Source organism: Pseudomonas sp. B3G-3 (assembly GCF_028640915.1).
Taxonomy (GTDB): domain Bacteria; phylum Pseudomonadota; class Gammaproteobacteria; order Pseudomonadales; family Pseudomonadaceae; genus Aquipseudomonas; species Aquipseudomonas chlororaphis_I.
Map to the genome: position 1 here is coordinate 121,486 of NZ_JAQZAB010000133.1, position 11,762 is coordinate 133,247.

11 protein-coding genes and 1 riboswitch are annotated in these 11,762 nt (G+C 63.8%); of the genes, 4 read left to right on the plus strand and 7 right to left on the minus strand.

The features are described 5' to 3' along the window. Nucleotides 1–18 precede the first annotated feature (18 nt). A riboswitch (S-adenosyl-L-homocysteine riboswitch) is annotated at nt 19–125 on the minus strand. A 201-nt stretch (nt 126–326) separates the two neighbouring features. Next, on the plus strand, nt 327–731 hold the full coding sequence (locus PVZ80_RS30690) for an acyl-CoA thioesterase (RefSeq protein ID WP_007932525.1): 405 nt from the start codon (nt 327–329) through the stop codon (nt 729–731). Nucleotides 732–869: 138 nt separating this feature from the next. Here PVZ80_RS30690 and PVZ80_RS30695 read toward each other — a convergent pair whose 3' ends face one another. Together PVZ80_RS30695 and PVZ80_RS30700 are read right to left on the minus strand one after the other, a co-directional pair. Further along, nucleotides 870–2,129: a cation:proton antiporter gene (locus tag PVZ80_RS30695; protein ID WP_009051281.1), complete on the minus strand. Its 1,260-nt coding sequence runs from the start codon at nt 2,127–2,129 to the stop codon at nt 870–872. A gap of 176 nt (nt 2,130–2,305) precedes the next feature. Continuing rightward, nucleotides 2,306–3,475: an MFS transporter gene (locus PVZ80_RS30700; RefSeq protein WP_053270111.1), complete on the minus strand. Its 1,170-nt coding sequence runs from the start codon at nt 3,473–3,475 to the stop codon at nt 2,306–2,308. Nucleotides 3,476–3,684: 209 nt separating this feature from the next. Between PVZ80_RS30700 and PVZ80_RS30705 the strand changes: the two genes are divergently transcribed. Together PVZ80_RS30705 and PVZ80_RS30710 are read left to right on the plus strand one after the other, a co-directional pair. Next, nucleotides 3,685–4,518, plus strand: a complete 834-nt coding sequence (locus tag PVZ80_RS30705) for an EamA family transporter (RefSeq protein ID WP_038575137.1) — start codon at nt 3,685–3,687, stop codon at nt 4,516–4,518. Nucleotides 4,519–4,554: 36 nt separating this feature from the next. Continuing rightward, nucleotides 4,555–4,941, plus strand: coding sequence for an MAPEG family protein (locus tag PVZ80_RS30710; protein WP_009051278.1), 387 nt, complete (start codon nt 4,555–4,557; stop codon nt 4,939–4,941). 159 nt (nt 4,942–5,100) lie between these two features. Here PVZ80_RS30710 and mltA read toward each other — a convergent pair whose 3' ends face one another. Then, complete coding sequence (gene mltA, locus PVZ80_RS30715) at nt 5,101–6,276, minus strand: murein transglycosylase A (protein WP_009051277.1); 1,176 nt, start codon at nt 6,274–6,276, stop codon at nt 5,101–5,103. 128 nt (nt 6,277–6,404) lie between these two features. On the opposite strand from mltA, the gene PVZ80_RS30720 reads away from it, so the two are divergent. Beyond that, nucleotides 6,405–6,854, plus strand: coding sequence for a c-type cytochrome (locus PVZ80_RS30720; protein WP_009051276.1), 450 nt, complete (start codon nt 6,405–6,407; stop codon nt 6,852–6,854). A 52-nt stretch (nt 6,855–6,906) separates the two neighbouring features. On the opposite strand, the gene PVZ80_RS30725 is transcribed toward PVZ80_RS30720, so the two are convergent. From PVZ80_RS30725 to PVZ80_RS30740, 4 genes are all read right to left on the minus strand, one after another. Continuing rightward, entirely contained in the window at nt 6,907–7,302 is a 396-nt protein-coding gene (locus PVZ80_RS30725; RefSeq protein WP_273864962.1) for a DUF1090 domain-containing protein, read from the minus strand. Nucleotides 7,303–7,399: 97 nt separating this feature from the next. After that, nucleotides 7,400–9,088, minus strand: coding sequence for an NAD-dependent DNA ligase LigB (gene ligB, locus PVZ80_RS30730; protein WP_273864963.1), 1,689 nt, complete (start codon nt 9,086–9,088; stop codon nt 7,400–7,402). 246 nt (nt 9,089–9,334) lie between these two features. Continuing rightward, the gene (gene metK, locus PVZ80_RS30735) at nt 9,335–10,525 is read right to left on the minus strand and encodes a methionine adenosyltransferase (RefSeq protein ID WP_009051273.1); all 1,191 of its coding nucleotides are present in this window, start codon (nt 10,523–10,525) and stop codon (nt 9,335–9,337) included. Nucleotides 10,526–10,544: 19 nt separating this feature from the next. Continuing rightward, complete coding sequence (locus PVZ80_RS30740) at nt 10,545–11,540, minus strand: ArsR/SmtB family transcription factor (protein ID WP_009051272.1); 996 nt, start codon at nt 11,538–11,540, stop codon at nt 10,545–10,547. Between the last annotated feature and the right edge of the window lie 222 nt (nt 11,541–11,762).

The window sequence follows — 11,762 nt, forward strand, 5'->3', positions numbered from 1 at the left end:
AGCCTCCATTCGTAAGTATGCGAATGGGCGCCGTTGTGCGTTTAGTGACTGACCGAACCATCACGGCCAGACAACGCCCCATCCGAGCCTGACAGGTCTAGCCTGCTGCAGCGCCCCTCGGACAGGTGGCGGGAAAACGGTATCAGGTGATCGTTACCGTTTTGAAACGGAGGCGATTATAGCTTTCTTTAAGCGGCAAGGTGCAAGCTTCAAGCTTCAAGCTGCGAGTAAGAGCAGGCCGCTTTTTACTTGCAGCTTGAAGCTTGAAACTTGAAGCTGGGGGGGCACATCCACCGCAATCGCTCAAATACCCCGGAGCCCCTCCCATGAATTTCCACACCCGCAAATGGGTAAAACCCGAAGACCTCAACCCCAACGGCACGCTGTTCGGCGGCAGCCTGTTGCGCTGGATCGACGAAGAAGCGGCGATCTACGCCATCGTCCAGCTGGGCAACCAGCGCGTGGTCACCAAGTACATTTCCGAAATCAACTTTGTCAGCGCCTCGCGCCAGGGCGACATCATCGAGCTGGGCATCACCGCCACCGAATTCGGCCGCACCTCGATCACCCTGACCTGTGAAGTGCGCAACAAGATCACCCGCAAAAGCATCCTCACCGTCGAGAAGATGGTCTTCGTCAACCTGGGCGAGGACGGCCTGCCGGCCCCTCACGGTCGTACCGAGATCAGGTACGTGAAGGACCAGTTCAAGGATGACGAGCCGATCGCCTGAGCCGTCTTCTTGTAGGAGCAGCCGGTCGACGCTTGATTGCTCGCGATCAGGGCTGCCAGGCGACGCGATCTGCTTGAAGCAGTGCGGTGTCTGGACGGGCCGATCGCGAGCAAGCTCGCTCCTACAGGGGGCAGGTTGTCAGTGAGCGTCCTGGGCGGCGGCCGGAGCATCCTTGGTGACATGACGCACCAGTTTGCCGATGGTCAGGCCCTGCAGGAGGATCGACGACAGCACCACGATGTAGGTGATGCTCAGTACCAGGTCGCGCTCCGGGCCCAATGGCAGGGCCAGGGCCAGCGCCACCGAAACCCCGCCGCGCAGGCCGCCCCAGGTCAGTACCCGGATGGTGCCGCGCGGCACGCTGCGCCAGCGGCGTAGCAGGACGATGGCCGGGGCTACGGTGAGCAGGCGCGACAGCACGATCGCCACCGCCAGCAGGCTCGCGGCCAGCAAGTGCAGCCAGTTGAACGGCAGCAGCAACAGCTCCATGCCGATCAGGGCGAACAGCAGGGCGTTGAGCATGTCGTCGAGCAGTTCCCAGAAACCGTCCAGGTAGCGCCGGGTCATGTCGTTCATCGCCAGGTTGCGCCCTAGGTTGCCGATGATCAGGCCTGCCACCACCATCGCGATCGGCGCCGAGACGTGCAGTTCGCTGGCCATCGCCGAGCCGCCGATCACCAGGGCCAGGGTCAGCATCACCTCGATCTGGTGCTGCTCGATGCTCTTGATCATCAGGTACACCAGGTAGCCGATCAGCCCGCCGAACACCACGCCGCCGATGGCCTCATGGGCAAACAGCAGGGCGGTAGCGCCGATGGTCGGGGTTTCGCCGAGCTGGGCGATACCCAGCAGCACGGTGAACACCACCACCGCGGTGCCGTCGTTGAACAGCGACTCGCCGACGATGGTGGTTTTCAGTGGCTTGGACGCGTTGGCGGTACGCAGCACGCCGAGCACCGCGATCGGGTCGGTCGGCGAGATCAGGGCGCCGAACAGCAGGCAATAGAGGAAGCTCACGTGCCAGCCGAACAGGCCGAAGATCCAGTAGGCCAGGCTGCCGATGACGAACGTGGCGATCAGCACGCCGACCGTGGCCAACAGGCCGATGGGCCAGCGGTAGCTGCGCAGGTCGTTGAGGTTGACGTGCAAGGCGCCGGCGAACAGCAGGAACGACAGCATCCAGTTCATCAGCAGGTCGCCGAAGTCGATCTGGCCGATCAGCTGTTGCACGTGCTCTTCCAGGCCGGGATAGCCGAGGAAGCTCAAGCCTTGCAGCAGCAGGGAAAACAGCAGTGCGGTGACCATCACCCCGATGGTCGGCGGCAGGCCGATGAAGCGGAAGTTGACGTAGGTGAGCAGGGTGGTCAGGCAGATGAAGGCGGCAACGAGTTCAAGCATCCGGAGTCCCTTGGATAGAAAGGTGAAAAGAAAGCCCGAAAACCATCGGGCAAGGGTTGGATGGGCCGCTGGCGGCCCGGGGCACACCAACAAGGAAAGTTCAGATTCTTCTGGCGGTGAGCCGGTCGGTGTGTGGTTCTAGAGGCGATTGTCGGTCAGTCGCGCGCTCGGCGGCCTCAGCCGGATACATTGACCGCGGCCGCCTGGCGACGTTGCAGGTGAATGAACAGCAGCGCGGTCAACACCGTCAGCCCGCCGACCAGCGCGCCGGTCCACGGCAGGTCGGCCAGGTCGGCGCCGCTGGCGACCACCAGGCCACCGATCCAGGCGCCGGCGGCGTTGCCCAGGTTGAAGGCGCTCTGGTTCAGGGTCGAGCCCAGGTTGGGGGCCTCATGGGCCTGGTCGATGATCAGCAGTTGCAGGATCGGGCACAGGGCGAAGGCGAAAATCCCCCACAACAGCAAAGTGATCGCCGCCGGGATCAGCAGATGGCTGGTCTGGCTGAACGCGGCCAGTACCAGCACCACGGCCAGCGCCATGGCCACCAGCGACGGCAACAGGCGGCTGTCGGCCAGGCGTCCGCCGAGCATGCTGCCGGCCGTCAGGCCGACACCGAACAGCAGCAACATGATGGTCACGCCATGGGGGCTGACGCCGGTGACGTCCTGCAGGATCGGCGCGATATAGGTGAAGACGCTGAACAGGCTGGTGGACGCCAGCACGCTCATGCCCAGGGCCAGCAGCACGTTGGTCTTGCCCAGGACCTTGAATTCGCTGGCCAGGTTGGCCTTGTCCATGGCGATGTGCCGGGGCAGCCAGAGCCACTGGGCAATGGCGGCGATCACCCCGATCACCGACACCGCCCAGAAGGTCGAGCGCCAGCCGGCGTACTGCCCCAACGCCGTACCCAGCGGCACGCCAAGCACATTGGCCAGGGTCAGGCCGGTGAACATCATGGCGATCGCCTGGGCGCGTTTGTTCGGCGCCACCAGGCTGGCGGCGACCACCGAGCCGATGCCGAAAAACGCGCCGTGGCACAGCGCGGTGATCACCCGTGCGGCCATCAGCGTGGCGTAGTTCGGCGCCAGCGCGCAGAGCACGTTGCCGAGGATGAACATCAGGGTCATGCCCAGCAACGTAGCCTTGCGCGGCATGTTGGCGGTGCCGACGGCGAGAATCGGCGCGCCGAACACCACGCCCAGGGCGTAGCCGGTAATCAGCAGGCCCGCATGGGGAATACTGACGGACAGGTCGCGGGCGACATCGGGCAGCAGGCCCATGATGACGAATTCAGTGGTGCCGATGCCGAAGGCGGCAACAGCCAGTGCGAGCAAGGCGAGTGGCATGCGAGGATTCTCTGTCTGTAGTCTTGACGCCCTGATCAGGCATACGCATGCCGGCTTTGCTCCTCCATCGGAGCGGGTCCGGCGGATCGGGCAGCAGCAGGAATTATTGGAATAGATATGCGCAACTGAGTGCGGCGTGGTCGGCGTCAGTATAGACAGCCGTAGCGCCTAGGTGAATCGATTCTCTTATCGCAAACAGGGAGTGTGAGGTGTTGGCGACAACTCTGGTTCTGGTGGCGGCGCTGCTGCATGCGGCATGGAATACCCTGATCAAGTTCAGCGGCGAGCGCTTGTTGGTGGTGGCCTGCATGGACAGTGTCGCCTTGCTGTTCGTGGCGTTGATGCTGGGATTCGTCGCATGGCCGCCGCTGGAGATCTGGCCATGGATCCTGGCCTCGGCGGTTTTCGAATTGCTCTACCGCTACCTGCTGATCCAGGCCTATCGGGTCGGCGACCTGGGCCTGGTCTATCCGCTGATGCGCGGCCTTTCGCCCCTGGTGGTGCTGGCCCTGACCCTGGTCTTCGCCGGCGAGGTGCTCAGCCCCCAGCAGATCCTCGGCATCCTGTTGATCCCTTTCGGCATGCTGTGCCTGCTGTGGCAGGGCGGTGGCGGCGACCGCCTGCCGTGGTCGATGTTGCCGGTGGTGGCGCTGATCGGCCTGTGCATCGGCTGCTACACCTTTATCGACGGCCAGGCATTGCGCCGTTGGTCCCATCCGCTGGATTACCTGGTGTGGGTGACGCTGCTCAGCGCCTGGCCCTTCCCGTTGCTGGCGTTGCTGCGCAAGCGTGCGGCCTTCACTCTGTTCTGGCGCGAGCAATGGCAACTGGGGTTGAGCGTCGGGTTCTGCGTATTGTTCAGCTACGCTCTGGTGCTGTGGGCCATGCAGCTGGGATCGATCGCCGAGGCGGCGGCGCTGCGGGAAGTCAGCGTGATCCTGGTGGTGCTGTTCGGCATGCGTTACCTGAAAGAACCTTTCGGCCGACCTCGGCTCTTAGCTTGTGGGCTGGTGCTGATCGGCATGCTGGTGATGAAGTTCTGACCCCGCTCCCCTCATGACTTTAAAAAGGACTCTGCCATGACCGTCGCTTTCTGGTGTGTATTGATCGCCATCTTCCTGCCTTACCTGTGCAACAGCATCGCCAAGTTCAGCGGGGGCAACTTTGGCCTGCGGCAGAACCATGACCCACGGGCCTATCTCGAGACCCTCGAGGGGTTCGCCCGGCGGGCGCATGCGGCGCAGCTCAACAGTTTTGAAGTGACCCCGGCCTTCGCGGCGGGGGTGATCATTGCCCACATCGCCAACGTCGCCGAACTGGTGACCATCGATGTGCTGGCGGTGCTGTTCATCACCAGCCGCCTGCTGTACATCATCTGCTACCTGGCGGACTGGGCGACCCTGCGGTCGCTGGTGTGGCTCGTCGGTATCGCGCTGATTGCCAGCTTCTTTTTCGTCTCCATTTGACCTGTAGCCGCTGCCGAGCTTGCGAGGCTGCGACCGGGCGCGCAGCGGCCGCAATGGGGGCGTCGCGGTTATCCTGGCCCAACGCACTCTCAGGTTTTGCGCCTGCTACGCAGTCGATCGCAGCCTCGCAAGCTCGGCAGCGGCTACGGGGCTACAGGATTATTTGCTGTCGGTGACTTGAGGCACTTTCGGCAGCGTGGCGCCCTTGGGCCAGAGCATCCAGATCTGGCCCTGCTGCTTCATGTCCCCCGCCAGTTGCCCGGCCGCGTCGCCGGTGCCCCAGAACAGGTCGGCGCGAACCTCACCGGCGATCGCGCCGCCGGTGTCCTGCGCCGCCACCGGGCGGATCAGGCTGCTGCCATCGGGCCGGGTGGTGGAAAGCCACAACAGGCTGCCCAGCGGTATCACCTTGCGGTCCACCGCCACGCTGTAGCCGGACGTCAGCGGTACGTTCAGCGAGCCGCGCGGGCCTTCGTTGCTGTCCGGGTTGCGGTTGAAGAACACGTAGCTGGGGTTGCTGCCCAGCAGTTCCGGGATGCGATTGGGGTTGGCCTTGGCCCAGGCCGCGATGGTGCCCATGGTCACGTCCTCTTTCTTCAGCTCGCCCTGATCCACCAGCCAGCGGCCGATGGGGCGGTAGGGGTGGCCGTTCTGGTCGGCATAACCAATGCGCAACTGGCGCCCGTCTTCCAGCTGGATGCGGCCCGAGCCCTGGATCTGCAGGAATTGCAGGTTCATCGGGTCGGTCAGCCAGGCGATCACCGGCGCCTTGACCCCCTTGGTCTCGATGGTCGCGGCATCGTCGTAGGGTTTCAGCACCCGGCCTTCGAGGCGGCCACGCAGGCGCTTGCCCTTGAGTTCGGGATAAATGCTGTCGAGGGCGACGATGATCATGTCTTCCGGCACGCCGTAGACCGGTACCGACGCGGCCTGGGTCTGGGTCAGGCTGCCCGGGTAGACCGGCTCGTAGTAGCCGGTGATCAGGCCATTGCTGCTGCCGCTGGCCGAGCGCAGGCCGTAGACGTCCAGGTGTTCCTTGAGGAAACTGCGGACATCGAGGGCGGTGAGCGGCACGTTGGCCGCGGTCGCGCAGGTCGGGCCCCACACCGGGTCGGCTTTCAGCCGGGTGCAGGCGCTGCGCCAGGAGCCGAAGCCAGCCAGCAGGTCGTCGTCGGACACAGTGGGCAAGGCTTCCCAGCTGGCGCTGGTATAGGTGGCGATAGCGTGGGGTTGGGGTGGCTTGCCGACTTCGCCGCCATTGCATCCGGCCAGCAGGATCGCGGTCGGCAAGGCCCAGGCCAGGTGTCGACTCCACAGTTTGAAACGGGTGTTCATTGGGTAATTCCTTTGTGGCTTGCCTGGGCGCATGGCAACTTCAGGCAATCCATATTGTTAATAGGGCTATTGGTCTTTGCCGGACAGGCGAGGATACTGGCGGCCGTTTCCCGTGACCCGAAGCCACCATGACGCTTAAAAGACTCTCTGTTGTATTGCTGGCCTGCCTGACGTTGTCCGCCTGCGGCGGTGTCGATCCGAACTCCCCGCTGGGTCAGCGCAAGGCGATCTTCAAACAGATGCTCAAGACCGGTGAGGACCTGGGCGGCATGCTCCGTGGGCGTATCCCGTTCGACGGCCCGCGTTTTACCGAAGGCGCGATCAAGCTGGACAACCTGTCCCGCGAACCCTGGAAGCACTTCCCGCAGGTCAAGGAGCAGGAGCACACCAGCGCGACTGACGATGTCTGGCAGAAGCAGGCACGTTTCCAGGAACTGGCCCGTGCCTTGGAGGCGGCCACCGGTGAATTGGTGATCGCCAGTAAGGTCCAGCCGTACAAGGCCAGCAACCTGGGGCCGGCGGTGCAGAAAGTCGAAGATGCCTGCAGTGCCTGCCATAAAGAGTTTCGCGATCACTGATCCCGTTGCCTGAGGTGGCTGCGGCAGGCACATCTGCCGCAGCGGCTCGAGTTTACTTGTCCAGTTCGTCGAGGGCTTCCTGCAATTCCTTGCGGGACTCGGCCAGCTTGTCCTTGCGCTTGTTGATCTTCTCGGCGTCGCCTTTTTTCATGGCCTTGTCCAGGTCGGTCTGGCGTCGGCTGACCTCGTGCTTGGCTTCCAGCACCTTGTTTTCGCGTTCCTTTTTCAGCGAGGCGTCGGTGCAGTTCGCGGTGGCTTCGCTCAGGGCTTTTTCCAGGCCGGCCTGTTGCTCGCTGTTGCCATGGGCCTTGGCCTGTTCGATCTGGGTGCTGATGGCCTGGCGCTTGGCGGCGCAGCCGGTGAGTTCCGGGGCCTGTTCGGCGGCCATCAGGGCTGGGGTTGTCAGGCTGAACGCGGCGAAGAGGGTGAGCGGTGCAAAAAATTTCATAAAGGCTCCATGTGAAAAGATGAATAGCAGGAGTGGGGCGATGGGCTGTTTGAGCCATCTGCGTCCCCGGGGTTCAACGTCGCCGGTTGTAAAGGCTTCAGAAGCCTTCGATTCCGGCGGCACGTAATTCTTCAATCAAGGCCAGGACCTGCGGATCGCGGAAAAAGGCGCTCAACTGAGCGGCGCGTCCCGGGCCGATAGCGCTTTGGGCCTGCCATTGTTCGGTGGTTATGGCCGCCAACACCGCCCAGTCATCCTCGAGCCTGGCGTTGCCGGTCGGTGGCAGCCCAAGGGCTTTGAGCCAGCGCTGAAACGGCTGCTGGCGGGCGCTGTGCAGGCTGCCCAGCAAACGCGCGATGCTGCGTTCGCCAAGGCCGGTAATGTTAGCAAGCTCTGCAGGATCGAGGGTCAACCAATCGAGCAGCCCGTTGATCAGCCCTGCGTCCAGCAGCTTCTCCCAGGTGCCGGTGCCCACATGGGGCAGGTCCAGCCCGGACTTGCCGCTCAGCCAGGTCAGGCGCGCGAGGAACTGGCTCTTGCAGCCGGGCAGGGGCTGCAAGCAACTGAGCGCATGGAAGGCCGAGGCGTCCGGGACCTGCAGCGGAACACGCTGGGATGCGCGCAGCACCAGGCTGTCCAGGCGCGGAATGGTCAGGCCGGCGAGGCTGATCGATACCTGATCGCCAGGGCGGATATCCAGTTCTTGCCAGCGCGGTAGCGAGCCGACGCTGACCCGCCTGATCTGCCGGTCGTCAAGCTGGACCGGCTCCAGTTCGAGCATCGGGGTGATCCGGCCGGTGCGACCGATCTTGAAGTCGACCTTGCGCACCCTGGCCAGGGCCTGGGCGAACGGGTACTTCCACGCGGCGATCCAGTAGGGCGCCTTGGCCTGCCAGCGTTGCGCTTCCGGGCGCCGGCTCTGGCGCAGGACGATGCCATCGCTGGCGAAGGGCAGGGCCGAGCGATACCAGTGCGCTCGCCAGTGCTGGACCTCGGCGAACGTACTGACGCGCTGGCTGTATTCGCTGCTGTGGGGAAACCCCAGGGCCTTGAGACCGTCCAGGCGCTGCGCCAGGGTGCTCGGGCCTTGGGGCCAGTCCCAGACGAAAAGGCCGATCTGGCTGGCTTGCTGGGGATCCAGCTGGTTGCGCGCCAATAGGCCGGCGACCTGGCCGCGGGCATTCAGGCTGCCGGCCTTGGCCTGTATGTGATCGTGCTGGCGCCAATAGAGCTCGCCTTGTAGCAGCAGGTCCCGAGGCTCGGGCAGGTGTTTGGGGATGGCGCTTATCAGTTGCGCGGGCCTGGTCCAGTCCTGGCCCTGAAGGCCATCCCCACGGCTGATGGCTTGCTGGAAGCGTCCCTGGCGATAGATCAGGGTCACGGCCACGCCGTCGATCTTGGGCTGTACCCAGACCTCCTCGCGCCCGGCGAACCACCGGCGTACGGCGCTTTCATCGGCCAGTTTCTCCACGCCGGTATGGGGAATGGGGTGCGGGACAGTGCCGCGTGCGGTGCGCAACGGGTTGGCGAGCTCCGCGCTGACGGAGGGAAAACAGCTTTGCCAATGTTCGAGCCGGGCGCGGGACTGGTCGTAGAGTTCGTCAGTCACCGGCGACAGGCCTTCGCGGTGGTAGCTGTCGTCCCAGCGGTTGATGTGCTGTTGCAGGGTGGCCGTTTCGGCTTGCGCCTGGGCGGGTGTCCAGTCGGGGCACGGGCTGGCGACGCTCGGCAGGGCGATGGCGCTCAGAAGGAGGCCGGCCATGGGCAGTGCTCTGTAGTTGGGCATGGGGAGCATCCTTGCTCGGGGGAGTCAGGTTGCAGGCTAGAGGGGTGGGCGGGAGGGAGAAAGGGCGTATGGGTTGCCGGGTATTTCGCGGGCGGGTTTGACGATGGGCCGGTTTTTTCGCGAGCCAGCTTGTACCCGCAGGAATCAGGCTTGCTCCCGTAAGCGGCCCTGCAAATCATGAAACCTTCAGCCACAAAAAAGCCCCGCAAGGCGAACCGTGCGGGGCTTGGGTAAGTGCTGCCGGGATTACAGGCTGGCAGCGGCGCGCAGGGCTTCGGCGCGGTCGGTCTTTTCCCAGGTGAAGGTGGTGAAGGTGTCATCACCCACGGTCTTGGTTTGCGGGGTACGGCCGAAGTGGCCGTAGGCCGCAGTCTCGCGGTACATCGGGTGCAGCAGGTCGAGCATGGTGGTGATCGCGTAAGGGCGCAGGTCGAAGATTTCGCGGACCAGCTTGATGATCTTGTCGTCGCTGATCTTGCCGGTGCCGAAGGTGTTCAGCGAGATCGAAGTCGGTTGCGCCACGCCGATGGCGTAGGACACCTGGATTTCGCAGCGCTCGGCCAGGCCGGCGGCAACGATGTTCTTGGCCACGTAACGACCGGCGTAGGCGGCCGAACGGTCGACCTTCGATGGGTCCTTGCCGGAGAATGCGCCGCCGCCGTGACGGGCCATGCCGCCGTAGCTGTCGACGATGATCTTGCGACCGGTCAGGCCGCAGTCGCCGACCGGGCCGCCGATGATGAACTGGCCAGTCGGGTTGATGTGGAACTGGGTGTCCTTGGACAGCAGCTCGGCCGGCAGCACGTGCTTGACGATCAGTTCCATCACGCCTTCGCGCAGGTCTTTGTACGACACGTCAGGGTTGTGCTGGGTCGACAGGACCACGGCGTCGATGCCGACTACCTTGCCGCCTTCGTAGCGGCAGGTGACCTGGGACTTGGCATCCGGACGCAGCCAAGGCAGCAGGCCGGACTTGCGGGCTTCGGCCTGGCGCTGAACCAGTTGGTGCGAGAAGGTGATCGGGGCTGGCATCAGCACGTCGGTTTCGTTGCTGGCGTAGCCGAACATCAGGCCCTGGTCGCCGGCGCCCTGATCTTCAGGCTTGGCACGGTCGACACCCTGGTTGATGTCGGGGGACTGCTTGCCAATGATGTTCATCACGCCGCAGGTCGCGCCGTCGAAACCGACGTCGGAGCTGGTGTAGCCGATGTCGGTGATCACGTCACGAACGATCTGCTCCAGGTCAACCCAGGCCGAGGTGGTGACTTCGCCGGCGACGATGGCCACGCCGGTCTTGACCAGGGTTTCCACCGCTACGCGGGCGTGCTTGTCCTGGGCAATGATGGCGTCCAGCACCGCATCGGAAATCTGGTCGGCGATTTTGTCCGGATGCCCTTCAGACACGGACTCGGAGGTGAAAAGGGAGTATTCGCTCATCTCGACGGTTTCCTAAAATTTACCGATGGTGAGTGTCGCCAGCCGGTCGCTGAAAGTGGCGGACCTGGATCTGGAAACCATTACGTAAACCTACATACAGACTTTCTCCGGGAACCAGTCCCGCAGCGGTGGCCCAGCGGGCCAGGTCGTCCTGGTCAAACCCCAGCCAGAGATCACCGCAGGCCTCCCTGGCCCAACTCTGGTTGTGGCTGCACAACTCTGTCACTAACAGGCTGCCGCCCGGTTGCAGTAAGCCGGCCAGGCGTTTCAGCGCATCGGCCGGCGCGGCGAAATGGTGCAGGACCATGTTCAGCACCACGCAATCGGCCGTCAGGCTCACGCCATTCAATGCATCGGCCAGTTGCAGGCTGACGTTAGCCAGCGTTTCGCGTTCACAGACCTGGCGTGCCAGTTCGAGCATGGCCGGGCTGTTGTCCAGCGCGGTCACCCGGGTGAAGCGGTGGGCCAGTTCCGGCAGGAAGCTGCCATCCCCGGGGCCGACTTCGATCGCCGTGGCGGTGTCCGTGAAGTTCAGTTTGTCGAGCAGTGCCAGCACGCTTTCGCGGTACTGGGGCAGTCCTGCGATCAGGTCCTGCTGGGCGCGAAACTTCTCCGCGACCCGTGAGAAAAAGTCCTGGCTGGCGGCCGCCCGCTGGCGGTGCACCAGGCCGATACGCGATTGCACTTCGCCGGGCAGCGTCAGGTTATCCACTTCATCCAGCAGGGCGGCGTGCAGCCGGCCGCCCAGCAGTTCGGTGTGGGGCAGGGCGCGCCGGTAGAAGATCGCGTTGCCTTCGCGGCGGGTCGCCACCAGCTCGGCCTGGGCCAGCACCTTCAGGTGGTGGCTCATGCCGGACTGGCCAATGGCGAAGATCTGCGCCAGTTCCAGTACGCCGAACGAGTCGTTGGCCAGCGCGCGCAATACATTCAGCCGCAGCGGATCGCCGCCGGCCTTGCACAGGGCCGCCAGCTCATCGCAGTCATCATGGCTAATGGAGGGCGCGCGTAAATTCATAAGGCCAGCAGTCTAGTGACGCACCCCCAACCTCGCAAGACCAATATCAAAAAGTTTTGATATTGCTCGATAGATGGCACTTAACGGAGGTCGTGATGTTCTACAGACGAACTGCGGAATGGTTTCATCAGGCGATTGCCCCTTTATCGACCGGAAAAACGCGCCAGAGTCATTATCTGTCATTGCCCCCGGCCTACCGCTGAGGGAAAATGCACGCCTTTT